Consider the following 15778-nt stretch of genomic DNA (forward strand, 5'->3'; position numbering starts at 1 on the left):
AACGCGTGCTAATTTCAGTTTTTTTCCTATTCTTCCGAATACAGTTACCTATCAGGTAAAAAAACTTCCCAGACAGTTGGTACTTTCCTTTTCTAACATAATAAAACTTGCTAAACCGTAATAAAAAAACCAAAATATACTCCTGTTAATTTGTCTGACAGGAGATAGGATGACCCATGACAAAGAGCTTGGAGAACTGCTGCAAGCCATAGCGGAAAAAAGTCTGCAAATGATTACGGATATTAAAGAAACTCCTTTACGACTTACACTTATCCTCAACCAGTATATTGAGCTGACTGAGCATTTTCAAAATGTAATGCATATCCTTCTCCAGAACCCGGAAAAAATCTGGGAAATGCAGCTTGCCTACTGGAAAGATGCTTTTAATTTAGCGCAAGCACAAATGCAGCATTGGTTAAATGGAACCCCCATGCCTATAAATGATCCTCGTTTTCGTGAGGAAGACTGGCTTAATAATCCATTTTTTAATATGCTCACCCAGCATTACCTTTTGGCCAGCCAACATATGAATACTTTATTTGAACAGCTGGAATATCCGGATCAGAGCACAGCAAAACGTCTGCAATTTTTTACCAAGCAATATTTGGATGCCCTGTCTCCTGCTAATTTTATTCATACCAATCCTCAAATTATGGATGAAACATTGAAAACCCATGGCAAAAATTTGTTGCATGGACTTCATAATTTGCTGTCTGACTTGGAAACTGATTCCTCCCGTCTCATGATTAAAATGACCGATACCGAGGCATTTAAGTTAGGCGAAAATATTGCCGTTACGCCGGGTAAAGTAATTTTCCGCAACAACATGATGGAACTTATCCAGTACACCCCGCAAACAACCCAAGTTAAATCAACCCCTCTGCTTATCATTCCGCCTTGGATAAACAAATATTATATAATGGATTTAAGCCCGCATAATTCGTTGGTACGCTGGTTAGTAAAGCATGGAATCACCGTATTTATTATTTCCTGGATCAATCCAGACTCAAATTTTTCTCATAAAAGCTTGTATGATTATTTAAATGAAGGGCCTTTAACCGCAATTAGCACGATTCGAAAACAACTGGGTGTAAAGCAGGTTAATACCATGGGATTTTGTATTGGGGGAACGCTTCTCTCCATGGTACTTGCCTATAATAAAGCACACCAGGACAATTCCATTCGCAGCGCCACTTTTCTGGCTTCAATGATTGATTTCAGCGACCCGGGAGATATTGCTGTATTCATTGACGAACAGCAAATTTCAAAGCTGGAAAATGAAATGAAAACAAAAGGTTACCTTGCGGGAAAATTTATGGCATCAAGCTTTAATTCACTCCGGGCAAATGACCTGATTTGGTCTTTCTTTATTAAAAATTATCTCCGTGGTAAAAATCCGGTACCTTTCGATATATTATATTGGAACTCAGATTGCACTAACATGCCGGCCACCATGCATTCCCAGTATTTAAGATGGATGTATTTGCATAATGATTTGGTGAAACCCGGTAAAATTCACCTTAATCATACTCCAATTGATGTCAGCTCAATTGAAATCCCCACTTTTTTCCTCTCCACAGAAAAAGATCATATAGCCCCATGGAAAACAACCTATTTAGGATTCAAACTGATGAAAGGTCCCAAACGCTTTGTTCTTGGCGGGTCGGGGCATATTGCAGGGATTATCAATGCGCCTGAAGCAAAAAAATACAGCTATAAAGTAAATATCCATGCTCCTGCACATGCAGAGCAATGGCTCGAACAAGCAACTGAATATCCCGGCTCCTGGTGGCCAGAATGGTTAAAATGGCTAAATCCTCATTCCGGAAAACTTGTTCAGGCTCCTGATTTTGAGCAACTGCCCTTTAAGCCGATTATGGATGCGCCTGGTAGTTATGTTTTAAAAAAATAATCCTTCCAATACTGTCCAAATGATGAAGAAAAGCCCTCTCCTCCATTCATAGAGAGGGTAAGAAATAAAAAAACTTATTCCCTTGGGCAGCTTTAAAAGAACGTTGCATTTAAGCAACTTCTTCTTCCAATATTTTTTCAATAGTTACGTAATCAATTTTTCCTGAGGGCAAAACTGGAATCTTGCTTCCGGGAAAAATTCGATGAGGGATAAGTAATTCTGAATAATCGAGCTCTTGTATTCTTTTTACAAAACTTGCTTTATCAGCGTTGAGGGCTTCACTATACAAAATAATTTTTTCACCTTTTTTGGGACTGCTCTTACTCACAGCGGCATGCAGCAGCTCCGGCCAAATAGAAGCAGCAACCCCTTCTACCGCAGTAAGAGATACCATTTCACCGGCAATTTTAGCAAATCGTTTTGCCCGCCCGGCAATGGTGATGAATCCTTCCTCATCCATGGTGACAATGTCGCCTGTATCATGCCATCCATCTACCGGAGAGATAATCTTTCCCGGGCACTCAGAGGAGAGATAACCCTTCATTACATTAGGACCGCGCAATATTAAACGCCCGCCCTCAGCAATACCGTCGACCGGTTTAATCCTGCTTTCCATAAATGGCAATAGCATCCCTACACTTCCTGGAATAGAAGCCAGGGGGCAATTCATGGAAATTACCGGCGCAGCTTCTGTAGCACCATAGCCCTCATATATTTTTACTCCGAAGGTGTCTATCCAGTGGCGAATCGTCTCAGGCTTTACTTTCTCAGCGCCTGCAAAAATATACCGCACGCTGCTAAAATCATGCCGCTCTGCAGCTCGGGCATAACCAGTTAAAAAAGTATCCGTTCCAAACATGATGGTAGCCCCGGTTTGATAGACCAACCCAGGAATTATCTTATAATGCAGGGGAGAGGGATAATAAAAGCAACTGATGCCATGGAGAAGAGGAAGAATTGAACCGGTAGTTAACCCAAAGCAATGGAATATGGGTAGGGAATTAAAAAATTTATCACGAAAAGAGAAGTCTACCCGGGAAGTTAATTGGGCACAATTTGCCAGCAAATTGGCATGCGTCAAGACCACTCCCTTGGGAATGCCTTCTGAACCTGATGTAAATAATATAACCCCGGTATCCTCGGGAGAAACCGGATTTCCAATTAATCTATAGGCATGAGAAGGAAATGTCCCTTTGAGCAATCCAGAAAGTTTATGTCCCAGCTTAACGGAAGTTTTAAAATCTTCGAGAAAATAAATGGTAATCCCTGCCTTTTGTAAGCCCTCGACCAAGCCTTCCAGCTTTGCAGTGGTAATGAACTGTCTTGCCGTATAAATTGTTTTTACTTCTGCAACGTTACACGTAGCTAATAAATTATGAAGTCCAAGGCTAAAATTGAGCATGGCGGGGATTCGCCGATAGGCATGCAAGGCAAAAAAAGTGATCATGCCCGCCGTAGTAGTAGGTAACATCAGTCCTACATGCTCTCCTGCCTGAGTCTGTTTTTTAATTTGCCGGCCTAAAATAAAGCAACGCGCAAGAAATTGCTTGGGAGTTAAAGGCGCACGATTTGCATCTTCAATCCGGGCCTTATTTTTTGTTCCCAGGGCAGTTCCCTGGATAAGCGCTTCAAACATGGACATGGGTTGAAAGCTGTTTGCAAAAGTAAGCTCGCTGATTAAACGAAACAAACGGGTGCTCATCGCGTTGCGGTCAAGTGCCTTGTTTTTATCCTGTACGAAGGATTGGGTGGGCAAGACATGCAAAATGATTTTTGGGAATAAACGAATAAGGTGTTTGTCTTTACTTATTGAAAAAATACTGTGCTGAGCGCCATCGATACGTACGGGGATGACCGAAGAACCTGCTTTTTGTAAAACCATTCCCGGAGCATCAAAAACTTTCAGGCTCTCTTCCTGCATTCCAATTCCCTGAGGAAAGATTACACAACGCTTCCCTTCCCGTATTGCTTTTACCAATGCCCTTGCAGCAAAAGCATTAGTGGAGTCAATGATAAGGACATCCGCAAAAAGCTTCATCATTTTCATCCAGAGTTTACCCGATGAATGAGGTGGAAAAGCTACGGTCAATTGCTCAGGTAAGAAAGCTGCAAGCAAAAGCAAATCAATTGTCGAGGTTCGATTGGCAATAATGACTGAGTTAGATTTGGGGTGATAATCACCACGTATTTCTACTTTAAACCAGCGGGCTAAAAGGGCTCGAATCCATTTACGCGCACGCTGTTGTTGTCTTTCCTTCCAGGTCATTTGTTCCATGTTTCTGATTCTCTTATAAAAACTCGCTTTGGTTATACCTAATCAATTCTTTTTTTTCAAGATTGCAACGTACACCCAGGTATAATAGACTTCCTGATAAATTGATCGTCAAAGGGCCGTAGTGCGTTTACTAACTCAGATTTTCTCCAATACCAAAAATCTATGAATTACCGCATCCTTCATCCTGTTAAAACAATTTTTATTATTTTAGCTTTGGGATTCCTAATTACCACAGCCTACTTTTTTCAGAAATATTCAAGTGAGATCATGAGTTGGGTTCACCATCTTGGTTGGTTTGCACCTCTTCTATTTTTAATTATATATTGTTTTGCAACCATTATGTTTTTACCCACTATGGTAATCACCTTAGCGGGAGGGGCTCTTTTTGGACCCTTTTTCGGCACCCTTCTCAATTTAATCGGTGCAACAAGCGGTGCTGCATTTTCTTTTTTAATCACCCGGCATTTGGTTTATAACTGGTTTTCGCAAAGGAAAGGAAAAAGACTAAAAAAATTGATTTCCGCCGTAGAGCAAAAAGGGTGGCTGATTGTAGCCGTTCTAAGATTGTTTCCCATTATTCCATTTAATATAGTGAATTATGGTTTAGGTCTGACGGGAATCGGATTTCGCTCCTATCTAATCACTACCTTTATTTTTCTGGTTCCGGCCGAGATTATTTATACTTATTTTGGTTATGCAGGAATGGAGGCTCTATTACAACAAGGTGCATTTTATAAAAATAAAGAAATTCTGATTGCAGGTTTAGCTATCCTCGTTCTGTGTTTTATAAAAATCCTGCATCTCAATAATTTCCGTTTCAGATACTCAAAAAAGAAGATAATTGATTAAGCAACGGATGCGATACATTAAACTCCCTATTATCCAGAGAACATATGGGCCGAATCCCCTGTAGTGAATTAGTCACAAAAAGGGCGTCTGCCTCTTCCAGCATGGGTTTTGTTAAAGAAATTTCTTTACACATTATGCCTTGTTGGGTCGAAAGTTGGAGTACTCTGGAGCGAGTAATGCCGGGAAGCACACCATCCCCCAGGGGCGGGGTCATCAAACTTTGGTTTTTTATCAAGAACAAATTAGCGCAGGTGGTTTCTGTAGCATGATGCTGCAAGTTAAAAAACAAGGCGTCATCAGCCCCTGTTGCATTTGCTTGACGACGGGCGAGGATAGCCTCCAGATAATTAACTGACTTAACCTGATATACGGGGTTGTTTTCATCTCTTAACCATGAAGCACTAACCAAACGTAGTGGATGCGTTTCCACAGTATAGTTAAAAGTCTGAAATGCAAGGTGGCTTATCTGTCCATGAGCTCCTAAGCCCCGGGGCGCAGATCCCCCGCTCAAGATTGCTTTGAGGCCGCCGTGATATAAATTATCCCGTTTAATTTTATGAAGCAAATGCTCTAACCACTGCTCATAAGACAGATCAAAGGGGATGCCCATTTTTGGGGCTGACTCACTGAGGCGCTGCCAATGTAAATTGGCATAGCAAGGCTTAGCGCCCTCCACCTTAAGCGTCTCGAACAAACCTTCACCTAGAAAGATGCGGTCATCGATTGGAAATACAACACAGCTATCGTCTTCTGTAAATACTCGTGTTCTTATCATACCGTACTTAAACCTGTAATTTTCGTCAGTAGAATCCACTACGAGTGTTTATTGACGAGGCCTGTTAATAATCCCCAAAATCGTCAAGTTCATCACGTAAACGTTTTTCATCCAACATGTTTTCCAAGCGTCTGCGTGCATCCAGCCCCCGAGGAATGGTTTCCATAACCTCAGCCTCAACATCTAACTCACTATCGACATCAACGAAGTCTTCCCCGACTTCAACAACAGCATCTTCATCATCTTCAAATAAATCACTCATACCATTCTCTCAATGAGTTATACTGTATCTGGAATCTACTCTCAAAGGACATAAAAACCAGGACGGCTTATATACCTTATTTTTAGTTCCTTGCCTAGTTTTTTCTCAAAAAAAATTATAACTTCTCGGTGATTTCAGAGTGACAAATTTTTTAGAGCATTTCAATACCTTGAATTTTTACAATAAAGAATCGATAATTTAAGGAGAATAAAACACTGATACCTCTATGAGCGATCAAGTCAAACAGGCTTTAAGAGATACAATGAAACAAATAAGATCCAAGATATCTGTTTCGTATCGTGCCACAGCGTCCACTCAAATATGCGATCGTATCCGTTTATTGGATGAATATCGCAATGCCAAACAGATTGCACTTTATTTTGCCGTGAATGGCGAAATTGATTTGAATGAACTTTGGAAAAATGCGCTCTCCCAGGGAAAAACATGTTATTTTCCTGTCCTTAATGAGGAAGATTTTACCCTTTCTTTTTTACCGGCAACGACTGATACCCCTTTTCACAAAAATCGTTTTGGAATCGCTGAACCTGCTGTAAGTCCAGATTTATCCATTCCCGTTCAAGAACTGGATTTAACCTTAGTTCCCTTAGTGGCTTTTGATGTACGATGTAATCGCCTGGGCATGGGAGCTGGATATTACGACCGTACATTTAAAGGAAGGGGAAATTGCCTGTTTGGGGTAGCCTACCAATTCCAACGCGTAGATCATCTTGAACCCGAGCCTTGGGATGTGCAGCTCAACGCAGTAATTACGCAACGTGCCATTTATTGGTATGGCGGATATTAGCTTAGGTTAAAGCATCCGCATTGATTTCTCCGGTACGCACTCGAACTACTTGCTGTAACTCATAAACAAAAATTTTGCCATCACCGATTTTACCCGTGTATGCAGATCTGCAAATCGCTTCAATTGCCGGCTCCACCATGTTATCAGGCAAGGCTAATTCGATTTTAATTTTGGGGAGGAAATCCACCACATATTCAGCACCTCGATATAACTCTGTGTGGCCTTTTTGCCGGCCAAAGCCGCGGGTCTCGGAAATAGTTATTCCCGGAACCCCTATTTCCATTAAAGCTTCATGCACATCATCCAGTTTAAAAGGCTTAATAATTGCCATAATCATTTTCATAATATATTCCGCTGTGATTATACTTTTGTTAGACTCTTTCCAAAAACAAACATGGAGTGATTATGTTCGACCCCAAACAATTTGACGATCTGGCAAAAAAACTTTTTGCTGCTCTTCCTTCAAGTCTACAGAATATTGAAAAAGACATTCAACAAAAATTTAAAGAGGTGCTGCAAGCTGCTTTTGCTCATATGGATCTCATCACTCGTGAAGAATTTGATGTGCAAACCAAAGTGCTTGCTCGCACACGAGAAAAAGTAGAGCACCTTCAAAAACAAATCGATATTCTGGTAGCCCAGCTTAACAAAGAACAAAAGTAATTGCAGCATAAGCCCAAACGGCAATAGGAAATTTGTCGTGCAGTTTGTCCAACATCACAGGAATAAGAAATGAATCTTGCGTTTACGAAAACACGTAGTACTGTTGGGATATTGGCACAACCCGTGGCAGTAGAAGTTCACCTGTCAAATGGTTTGCCGGGTTTTACTATAGTAGGGCTTGCTGAAACCGCAGTGAAGGAAAGTAAAGATCGCGTTCGTTCTGCGATCATCAACAGTCAATTTGAATTCCCCTGCCGTAAAATTACTGTGAATTTGGGGCCTGCAGATTTACCTAAAACAGGAAGTGGCTTTGATTTGCCAATTGCCCTGGGGATCCTGGCTGCTTCAAACCAGATTCCCCAAATTCAATTAACGCACCATGAATTTATTGGGGAACTTGCTTTAAGCGGTGAACTCCGAGGTATCTCCTCTATTATCCCTGCAGTTTTAGCAGCGAATAAAGATAAAAGCTTGTTGATTATCGCCAGTGCAAATGCCCATGAAGCCTCTTTAACCGGATATGAACACATTTTCAGTGCACGCAATTTGCGTGAAGTATGCAGCTATCTTTGCCAGGGTACTTCATTACACTCGCTGCCGCCAAAGCCAGAATCCCGTTTATTGCGCCAGGAAGAAGATTGGTCGGATATCAAAGGGCAGTTTCACGCCAAAAAAGCAATGGAAATTGCCGCCCATGGCGGACACAGTATTCTTCTCAGTGGTGCTCCAGGAAGCGGAAAAACCATGTTAGCCAAACGTTTTAATTCGTTATTGCCCCCATTATCTGAAAGTGAAGCCCTGGAATGTGTGGCCATTAATTCCATTCGTGGTAAGTTACCCGATTTTAATGAATGGCGTATTCCTCCTTTTCGCGCCCCCCATCATACGGCTTCACCTGTTTCTTTAGTTGGCGGCGGAAATCCTCCAAAACCAGGAGAAATATCGCTGGCTCATCATGGGGTCTTGTTTCTGGATGAATTACCCGAATTCAACAGGCAAGTTCTAGAAACGCTAAGGCAACCCTTGGAGGAAGGGGCAATATGCATTTCCCGGGCCGCAGCCCAGATAGAATTCCCAGCGAAATTTCAGCTGGTCGCCGCAATGAATCCCTGTCCGTGTGGACAATGGGGTAATCCGCAAGCAAACTGCCTGTGCAGTCCGGATCGCATCAAACGATATCATGCCAAAATTTCCGCCCCATTGCTGGATCGCATTGATATGCATATTTCCATTCAGGCGCTCAATCAGGAGGAATTAATTGCCCCCAATAGGAACCCTGCCAAACAAAGTGAATTGATAAGAGAACAAGTCATTAAAGTGCGAACCATCCAGCTCGAGCGGCAAAATTGCCTGAACGCCAATTTAGGCGCAAATAACTGTGAAAAATTTTGTGCATTAGGGACTCAAGAGCAAAATTTTTTACGCCAGGCTATGCTCCAATTTAAACTGTCTGCGCGCGGATATCACCGGTTATTGAAAGTTGCCCGAACTATTGCCGACATCAACGAAAGCAGCAAGGTGTGTCTGGATCATTTACAACAAGCCTTATCGTTCCGGCATACTTTACGCACACCGGGATGAAAGCGTTTATCGACAGCTTCGCTCTGTTTCATCAAGGGGAAATGAGGGTAATTCCAAAAAACAAATTAAATATACGGGCCAGGTAATAAATTACCGGCACGAACACTCCGAATATAAAAATGATTCTGATTACTGGAATGGAATAGTGGAGTGTTCCATCAAATTGAATCTCATTGTTTCCGTATATTTTTTGTTTTCTTCCTAACAGATAAATGAGCAGCACCAGACCATAAAAAAAGGTGGAATAGAAACTGACCCGTACCAGCACATGAGTCATTAATTGGCTATTGACATAATCAACAGGAAAATTGAGCAGAAAAAGACTGATAAGCCAAATCAACACCGTTTTTTGAGAGCTACCCTTTTCTTTTAGGGCAGCAAACCAAATCAATATCATGGGAAATATTAATAAAGGGAAATAATAAAGCCACCCAAAAGGACTCAAGAGTAACATCATGGCCAGAGTGAAACAAAAGGGTTGATGATTAATACGCCCTTTTTCGACCGTGCCCATTTTTCTCCAATACCAAAAGAGCAAAATTAAAAAAAGAATGCTCTGTAATAAATTAACCAGTTTTAAATACCACATATCAGGGAGTTTTTCTCCCCCAAAACATAAACGAAAAATAAATCCATAAACTGAGGCATTCCAGTTATCCCCATACCAAAACACGCCTCTCATCATTCTAAAATAGTGTTGATAAATTTCAGAGCCATGATGAAATAAGGGAAAAAAAACAGCAATGCAAAAGGTAAGCAACATGGTTGCAAAAACACGCTTACGATTTTGTTTTAAAACATAAAAAAATAACAATGCAGGAAATAATTTGATTGCAATAATAATACCCCAGCAAATACCTGCAACATAATCGTGGCGCTTCAAATAAAAGTGATAGCCCACCATAATTAAAAACAATAAAATCCCGCCGAATTGCTGGGTTGCCAGACTCATTAATGTTGGGAAAAATGCGAAATAAAGCAGATATAAGGTGGCATAATGATTTTGTAAAAACTGCCGGGAAAAGGCATAGTAAAAAGCAATGGTAATACCGATTAATCCTGAAATAAAAGAAATGCTCAACCAGATAAGCAAGGCATGGGAATAGCTGAATCGGGTCAAAAAATTAAACCCCCACAAAACAAAAGGGGGGTTTAAGTTCGCAGGTAAAATTTTTACGGAAGGCAAAAAAGTAGTATAGAAATTTATATAAGGATTCTCTCCCTGAGAGAACGCTTGAGATGACATATAAAAAGAGGAAAAATCAACCCTTTGCAAATGATTTACAATGAAATAGACAAGCAAGCAATAGAAACTCAGCAAGATAAAAATGAATACTTGCTGATAGCGATTACTCATGAACATATCCTGGATGTTCCCTATTTAGTTTCACTTTCCTTGCGAGCTCCTGAACACTATCCTCGATTTATTAAAGCATCAAAAATTGCCATACGTGCAAAAACACCATGAGTAACTTGCTTCAGTATGAAAGAGTTTGCCCCATCTGCAACATCACTGTCTATCTCGACACCTCGATTTATAGGCCCAGGATGCATCACCATTACATCAGGTCTAGCATAAGTTAAACTTTCTTGCGTTAAGGCAAAATCCCGTCGGTAGGAGTCAAGATCCAGATGTTCAGATTCTAATAAACGTTCATGCTGTACACGTAAACAAATGACTACATCCGCATCAGTTAATCCATCGCGTAAACTCGATGTTACCCTTCCATAATGCACAGTCTTTGGCTGCCAAAGTTCAGGTGCAACCAATACAAGCTCTCCTACCCCTAAATGAGCACAAATGCATTGAAAGGAATTGGCCACCCGCGAATGCCTGATATTTCCCAGGATGGCTATTTTTAATTTATCTAATTGCGGCTTTTCCTCAAGGATGGTCATCATGTCCAGTAGAGCCTGGCTCGGATGGGCGTGAGTGCCATCCCCCGCATTAATTATTTGGATTGCATCACCAACTTCATTTGCCAAACGTTGCTGTAAACCCTCTTCCCGATGGCGGATCACAAAATACTGGATTCCCATAGCAGCAAGCGTACGCACTGTATCTTCAATGACCTCCCCTTTGGTTTCGGAAGAATTTTGCAAGTCCAGATTAATCACCGGCATGGATAAACGCTTGGCTGCCAACTCAAAACTCACACGGGTTCGGGTACTGTTTTCATAAAACAAATTGGCAACAGTATTTTGAGTATACGAAGGATAATGATTATGGTGTTTGAAATAAACCGCACGTTGCAGTATGGATTCAATCTCTTTACGTGATAATTGACTAATTTCTAAGAAATGATTCATAAAACCCTTATTTGAAACTGACCCTTTAGAAAGATTATTCAGGGTATTGCAGCCATTGCTCAAGTATAACACAAGCCGCTATACTATCTACCTCAGTTTGTTTGATTTTACGATACCCACCTTGTGCAAATAATTGCTCTCTAGCTGAAACGGTCGAGAGCCGCTCATCAACCAGATGAACAGGCAAAGAAAAGCGCTTGCGCAATTCTTTGGCAAAGCGTCGGGCAGCAGAGGTTGTATATAATTCACGGCCATCAATACATGTAGGAACACCCACTATTAATGCTTGAGGTGACCATTCAGCAATGAGCTTGGCAATAGCACCCCAGTCAGGAACACCTGCGCGGGCACTTAAGGTTGGCAAAGGGGAAGCGCTGCACGTCAGCTGCTGACCTACTGCCACGCCAATACGTTTATAACCAAAATCAAAACCCAAATAAACAGGACTAGGCATGGCCGACATTTGAACTCAGTTGACTCATCTTAATTCCCAAAGTAGATCCGGCATAGTCCCAACGATCTTCAAATGGGACTTCATACAGAATTTCTGAGCGATAAGGACAAACTAACCAGGTATTTTCAAGAATTTCTTTTTCCAATTGGTTTTCTACCCATCCCGCATAACCTAAAGTAATTAAAACATCTTTAGGTCCTTTATCTTCTGCAATGGCGCGAATAATATCATTGGATGTGGTTACCGTCACCTCATCTTGCAGAAATAGACTGGAGCGCCATTCCCCGAATTGTTTATGAATCACAAATCCCCGCTCAGGCTGTACTGGCCCCCCAAACATTAAAGGCATTCTGCTTTGCTCTAAGCGCACCGGCTCAATATGCAATTGTTCAAAAACAATAGAGAGAGGAAATTGCATGGGGCGATTGATAATTAAACCTACAGATCCTTGCTCGTGATGTTCACAAATATAAATTACGGTGCGTTCAAAATTAGGATCATTTAAGGAAGGCATTGCAATCAGCAAATGATTAGCCAATGAGCTTATAATTGCCATGAGCCCTCCCGAAAAGGTTAATTTAATTATAGGTCTATATTAATTATACACCAGTTGTATATTTTTTATTCGATTATTTAAAGATCCTTCTCAACTGAAACTTTTACATAAAGCGTTGCCTGCTGGGAGAATGGCCTTCCAGCCGTATAAGACACCGATGAAGAATCAGTATCCTCTGTTCCTTCGGGACTTCCCAAAGAAACCCACTTATTTAGAGGGAGCATTAAAGTTGTATCTACATTTTGGTTATCAAATTGTTGACCACCCGCAGGATCTTGTTGTTCACGTACTCGACGTACTGTTAACTCTACCTTTGCGCCACGCAAAATGGGCTTTACGAGCAATCCATTTTTGATTTGATGTTGTTCATAGGCAATCCCTGTAAAAAATCCTGCACCCACTGCGGTGACAATTGGCACTTCTTCCCCGGTAGATACAAAAGCAGATTCACCATTCATTACTTTTACCGATTGAGTCCGTTTCACTTCAGATGGAGATTGAGAGCTGTAAGTTACTGAATTATCATTTTGGCTGCTAAGCCAATTCGGATCCCCCTGATAAATGGAAATTTTAAAGGTGACAGGAGGTACATCGAGTTGGTGCAGTAAAGAGCGGATTTGGGTCAACGTTTGCGGGGTAACCTGGACCATTAAAGTTTGTCCGGAGCTGCTAATTTTTTCCTCGGGCTGTAACATGGGTTGCATCAATTGGATCACTTTCTCAGCTGGAACATAATGCAGTTCAATTACTTTAGTAATCAACGTTTGTGAAAAGACGTTATTTGTTAACAACAATAAACCGATCAGCCAGAATCGCTTCATTCCGAACTCCTTGTTCCTGTTTTCATCCCTGATTGCAAATAAGAAAAATTTTGTTGGGGTAAACCCTGATATTTTCTATTGTAGACCATGATTAACGAATCAATGGCCAAAATAAAAAAATATTTTTATTCTAAGCATTGAAAAACAAAGAAAAAATTCCTGAATAGTAATTCAATAGTTTTGTTCCTGAAAAAGTTTGGGTATACTTCATCAAAAATTTGCTTAAGAGATGCAAACATCATGGGTAGCATATTTAATATGTTTGGTCCTTCACCAATTAGACCAATTGAACAACACATGCGAAAAGTACATCAATGTGCAAAACAACTCTACCCATTTTTCGAAGCTGTTCTCAAAAAAGATTGGACAACAGCCAATAAAATAAAAGAAAAGATAATCTCTCTCGAAAAGGAAGCGGACTTAATCAAACGCGACTTACGCCTCCATTTACCGACAGGACTCTTTCTTCCTGTTTCACGTACAGATCTCCTTGAGCTTCTCAGTGCTCAGGATTTTATCGCGAATAAAGCGGAAGACATTGCAATATTGATCATCAGCAGACAAATGATCATTCCAGAGACACTCATTCCTATATTTATGCCTTTTTTGAGTCGTTGCCTGGATGCTTCCAAACAAGCGTGCAAAGCAATAAACGAGTTAGATGAATTGCTGGAAACTGGTTTCAGGGGCTCTGAAGTTAAAATTGTTGAAGAAATGATTTTAACCCTTTATGAGATTGAACATGACAGCGATGAGCGTCTTGCAGATATTCGACATCGAATTTTTGAAATCGAAAAAAACTTGTCTGCAATTGATGCAATTTTCCTCTACAAATTGGTCCAATGGATTGATGATTTAGCCGATGGTGCCCAACATGTGGGTAGTCGTCTTCAAATTCTAATAGCTCGGTAGTCAAATTCTATGGATTATTCAATCATATATCTTCTTGTTGCGGTCATTTTGTGTTTTATGATGACTTGGGGTGTGGGCGCCAATGATCTGGCTAATGTCATGAGCACGACTATGGGCTCAAAGGCAGTTACAGTCAGACAAGCCATGTTGATTGCCATAATTTTTGAATTTGCTGGCGCATTTTTAGGCGGAACAGGCGTTACCGAAACAATGCGTGATGGAATTATTAATTCCAACGAACTCTCAGGACAACCATTGGTTCTTATCGAGGGCATGTTAGGGGTTTTATTGGCATGTACCATTTGGATGAACCTTGCGAGTTATCTTGGGGTACCAGTATCTATAACCAATGCTCTGGTGGGCTCCATGGTAGGATTTGGCACCATCGTTCTGGGACCGCAGGCAATTCATTGGAATCAGGTCAGCCGCATCGCTATAAGTTGGGTTACCTCCCCCATGATTTCAGGAATTACTGCATATATCTTATTTACGAGCATCCAACAAACTATTTTTGTTAAAAGCAATCCTTTAACCAAAGCTAAATTATACATCCCTATTTATCTTTTTCTTATTGGCTCTATTTTGTCATTTATCACCGTGTTCAAAGGTCTTAATCATTTTCATATTCATCTGAATTTTAAACAAAATCTGGCTGTAACCTTGGCAACCAGTATCATCATAACGATTATTGGAATGATTTTTATTAAGCGTATCCCAGAGCATCATAGAATACGTCGTAGAGAACGGTTTATACAAGTTGAAAAATATTTTGCTGTGCTCATGGCAATGACTGCTTGTGCCATGGCTTTCGCACATGGTTCCAATGACGTAGCATTGGCTGTAGGACCACTTTCTATTATCCACAGTCTGATTATGAGTTCACATCAGGTTTTTGCCAATGATTATCCCGCCTGGATTATTTTACTCGGTTGTTTTGGCGTAGTAACCGGACTGCTCATGTATGGTAGAAAAGTAATTGAAACGGTCGGTAGTGCCATTACAGCACTTACACCCAGTCGCGCCTTTGCTGCGACTCTTTCTGCCGCGACAACCGTAGTGGTTGCAACAAGTACAGGTATCCCAGTTTCTGCAACCCAGACTTTAGTTGGGGCAGTTCTTGGGGTAGGTTTGGCACGCGGTATCGGTGCATTAAATTTAATTGTAATTCGCAATATTTTTATGTCTTGGGTTTTGACTTTGCCTGCTGCTTCTATCTTGACAATTTTGGCCTATAAATTATTGCATTTTTTTCTGGGATAGAGAATCAACATCCTTGGTAGAGGGCTTTTGAGAAGTTTAGGGTGAAGGATCCCTGGTTTTGAGTTTGTTTGTGCTCCCTGTCAAAACCGGAGGATCCCTAAGCTGAAGCCGGTGAGTAGAATATAATTTAGACTAAAACTCTTCCCAAATTTCACCTTTTTCATTCTTATAATCTTTATTATCACGCATGAATGAAATAAGTTTGTGCTTATTAATTTCTTTTATTTGCGATGCGGATTTATTATGAGTTGCATCAAATTCATAAAAAAATTTGTCATAAGGACTTACATAAGCTTTATCTATATCGTTTGAGTTCATAACCAATCCAAAATAACTTTAATTT

Annotated in this window: 17 protein-coding genes; 7 read left to right on the plus strand and 10 right to left on the minus strand. The window is 40.7% G+C overall.

What is annotated here, in order from left to right; all coding sequences use genetic code 11:
* Positions 1–169 precede the first annotated feature (169 nt).
* A complete protein-coding gene (locus tag KYQ_RS12785; RefSeq protein WP_010654655.1) occupies positions 170–1912 on the plus strand; it encodes a PHA/PHB synthase family protein in 1743 nt (580 codons plus the stop codon).
* A gap of 109 nt (positions 1913–2021) precedes the next feature.
* Here KYQ_RS12785 and KYQ_RS12790 read toward each other — a convergent pair whose 3' ends face one another.
* Positions 2022–4187, minus strand: coding sequence for an AMP-binding protein (locus tag KYQ_RS12790; RefSeq protein WP_010654656.1), 2166 nt, complete (start codon positions 4185–4187; stop codon positions 2022–2024).
* A gap of 267 nt (positions 4188–4454) precedes the next feature.
* Between KYQ_RS12790 and KYQ_RS12795 the strand changes: the two genes are divergently transcribed.
* Complete coding sequence (locus tag KYQ_RS12795; protein WP_231294556.1) at positions 4455–5036, plus strand: TVP38/TMEM64 family protein; 582 nt, start codon at positions 4455–4457, stop codon at positions 5034–5036.
* Here the strand turns inward: KYQ_RS12795 and KYQ_RS12800 are convergent.
* Together KYQ_RS12800 and KYQ_RS12805 are read right to left on the minus strand one after the other, a co-directional pair.
* Positions 5005–5811, minus strand: coding sequence for an aminotransferase class IV (locus KYQ_RS12800; RefSeq protein ID WP_010654658.1), 807 nt, complete (start codon positions 5809–5811; stop codon positions 5005–5007). The genes KYQ_RS12795 and KYQ_RS12800 overlap by 32 nt on opposite strands.
* Positions 5812–5875: 64 nt before the next feature.
* The gene (locus KYQ_RS12805) at positions 5876–6073 is read right to left on the minus strand and encodes a PA3496 family putative envelope integrity protein (protein WP_010654659.1); all 198 of its coding nucleotides are present in this window, start codon (positions 6071–6073) and stop codon (positions 5876–5878) included.
* Between the two features lie 226 nt (positions 6074–6299).
* Here KYQ_RS12805 and KYQ_RS12810 point away from each other — a divergent pair, with 226 nt between their 5' ends.
* A complete protein-coding gene (locus tag KYQ_RS12810; protein ID WP_010654660.1) occupies positions 6300–6878 on the plus strand; it encodes a 5-formyltetrahydrofolate cyclo-ligase in 579 nt (192 codons plus the stop codon).
* 1 nt (position 6879) lies between these two features.
* Here the strand turns inward: KYQ_RS12810 and KYQ_RS12815 are convergent, their stop codons facing one another.
* On the minus strand, positions 6880–7221 hold the full coding sequence (locus KYQ_RS12815) for a P-II family nitrogen regulator (protein WP_010654661.1): 342 nt from the start codon (positions 7219–7221) through the stop codon (positions 6880–6882).
* A gap of 62 nt (positions 7222–7283) precedes the next feature.
* Between KYQ_RS12815 and ubiK the strand changes: the two genes are divergently transcribed.
* Both ubiK and KYQ_RS12825 read left to right on the plus strand, forming a co-directional pair.
* Entirely contained in the window at positions 7284–7541 is a 258-nt protein-coding gene (gene ubiK, locus KYQ_RS12820; RefSeq protein WP_010654662.1) for a ubiquinone biosynthesis accessory factor UbiK, read from the plus strand.
* Between the two features lie 69 nt (positions 7542–7610).
* Positions 7611–9122, plus strand: a complete 1512-nt coding sequence (locus tag KYQ_RS12825; protein WP_019350155.1) for a YifB family Mg chelatase-like AAA ATPase — start codon at positions 7611–7613, stop codon at positions 9120–9122.
* 31 nt (positions 9123–9153) lie between these two features.
* On the opposite strand, the gene KYQ_RS12830 is transcribed toward KYQ_RS12825, so the two are convergent.
* From KYQ_RS12830 to KYQ_RS12850, 5 genes are all read right to left on the minus strand, one after another.
* Positions 9154–10479 carry a glycosyltransferase family 87 protein gene (locus KYQ_RS12830; RefSeq protein ID WP_010654664.1) on the minus strand — a complete coding sequence of 442 codons (1326 nt, stop codon included), beginning with the start codon at positions 10477–10479 and terminating at the stop codon, positions 9154–9156.
* Positions 10480–10535: 56 nt separating this feature from the next.
* On the minus strand, positions 10536–11432 hold the full coding sequence (locus KYQ_RS12835; protein WP_010654666.1) for an aspartate carbamoyltransferase catalytic subunit: 897 nt from the start codon (positions 11430–11432) through the stop codon (positions 10536–10538).
* A 34-nt stretch (positions 11433–11466) separates the two neighbouring features.
* Entirely contained in the window at positions 11467–11886 is a 420-nt protein-coding gene (gene ruvX / locus KYQ_RS12840; RefSeq protein WP_019350156.1) for a Holliday junction resolvase RuvX, read from the minus strand.
* Positions 11879–12442, minus strand: a complete 564-nt coding sequence (locus KYQ_RS12845; protein ID WP_010654668.1) for a YqgE/AlgH family protein — start codon at positions 12440–12442, stop codon at positions 11879–11881. Before KYQ_RS12845 ends, ruvX begins: the two co-directional genes overlap by 8 nt.
* Positions 12443–12519: 77 nt before the next feature.
* Positions 12520–13263 (minus strand): type II/III secretion system protein, encoded by a 744-nt coding sequence (locus KYQ_RS12850; RefSeq protein WP_019350157.1) that lies wholly within the window; start codon positions 13261–13263, stop codon positions 12520–12522.
* Positions 13264–13503: 240 nt separating this feature from the next.
* Here KYQ_RS12850 and KYQ_RS12855 point away from each other — a divergent pair, with 240 nt between their 5' ends.
* Positions 13504–14175: a TIGR00153 family protein gene (locus KYQ_RS12855; protein WP_035718358.1), complete on the plus strand. Its 672-nt coding sequence runs from the start codon at positions 13504–13506 to the stop codon at positions 14173–14175.
* A 9-nt stretch (positions 14176–14184) separates the two neighbouring features.
* Positions 14185–15435, plus strand: a complete 1251-nt coding sequence (locus KYQ_RS12860) for an inorganic phosphate transporter (RefSeq protein WP_010654671.1) — start codon at positions 14185–14187, stop codon at positions 15433–15435.
* Between the two features lie 132 nt (positions 15436–15567).
* On the opposite strand, the gene KYQ_RS12865 is transcribed toward KYQ_RS12860, so the two are convergent.
* Positions 15568–15753: a CBU_0585 family protein gene (locus KYQ_RS12865; protein ID WP_010654672.1), complete on the minus strand. Its 186-nt coding sequence runs from the start codon at positions 15751–15753 to the stop codon at positions 15568–15570.
* Positions 15754–15778: the final 25 nt, after the last annotated feature.

Source organism: Fluoribacter dumoffii NY 23 (assembly GCF_000236165.1).
In the GTDB taxonomy this organism is placed as follows: Bacteria; Pseudomonadota; Gammaproteobacteria; order Legionellales; family Legionellaceae; genus Legionella; species Legionella dumoffii.

Bases quoted from the DNA above. Each gene is read 5' to 3' on its own strand.
- KYQ_RS12810 (WP_010654660.1), top strand. From the start codon at position 6,300: ATGAGCGATCAAGTCAAACAGGCTTTAAGAGATACAATGAAACAAATA.
- KYQ_RS12795 (WP_231294556.1), top strand. From the start codon at position 4,455: ATGAGTTGGGTTCACCATCTTGGTTGGTTTGCACCTCTTCTATTTTTA.
- ubiK (WP_010654662.1), top strand. From the start codon at position 7,284: ATGTTCGACCCCAAACAATTTGACGATCTGGCAAAAAAACTTTTTGCT.
- KYQ_RS12825 (WP_019350155.1), top strand. From the start codon at position 7,611: ATGAATCTTGCGTTTACGAAAACACGTAGTACTGTTGGGATATTGGCA.
- KYQ_RS12835 (WP_010654666.1), bottom strand. From the start codon at position 11,432: ATGAATCATTTCTTAGAAATTAGTCAATTATCACGTAAAGAGATTGAA.
- KYQ_RS12815 (WP_010654661.1), bottom strand. From the start codon at position 7,221: ATGAAAATGATTATGGCAATTATTAAGCCTTTTAAACTGGATGATGTG.
- KYQ_RS12850 (WP_019350157.1), bottom strand. From the start codon at position 13,263: ATGAAGCGATTCTGGCTGATCGGTTTATTGTTGTTAACAAATAACGTC.
- KYQ_RS12830 (WP_010654664.1), bottom strand. From the start codon at position 10,479: ATGAGTAATCGCTATCAGCAAGTATTCATTTTTATCTTGCTGAGTTTC.
- KYQ_RS12860 (WP_010654671.1), top strand. From the start codon at position 14,185: ATGGATTATTCAATCATATATCTTCTTGTTGCGGTCATTTTGTGTTTT.
- KYQ_RS12845 (WP_010654668.1), bottom strand. From the start codon at position 12,442: ATGGCAATTATAAGCTCATTGGCTAATCATTTGCTGATTGCAATGCCT.
- KYQ_RS12800 (WP_010654658.1), bottom strand. From the start codon at position 5,811: ATGATAAGAACACGAGTATTTACAGAAGACGATAGCTGTGTTGTATTT.
- ruvX (WP_019350156.1), bottom strand. From the start codon at position 11,886: ATGCCTAGTCCTGTTTATTTGGGTTTTGATTTTGGTTATAAACGTATT.
- KYQ_RS12805 (WP_010654659.1), bottom strand. From the start codon at position 6,073: ATGAGTGATTTATTTGAAGATGATGAAGATGCTGTTGTTGAAGTCGGG.
- KYQ_RS12865 (WP_010654672.1), bottom strand. From the start codon at position 15,753: ATGAACTCAAACGATATAGATAAAGCTTATGTAAGTCCTTATGACAAA.
- KYQ_RS12855 (WP_035718358.1), top strand. From the start codon at position 13,504: ATGGGTAGCATATTTAATATGTTTGGTCCTTCACCAATTAGACCAATT.
- KYQ_RS12785 (WP_010654655.1), top strand. From the start codon at position 170: ATGACCCATGACAAAGAGCTTGGAGAACTGCTGCAAGCCATAGCGGAA.
- KYQ_RS12790 (WP_010654656.1), bottom strand. From the start codon at position 4,187: ATGGAACAAATGACCTGGAAGGAAAGACAACAACAGCGTGCGCGTAAA.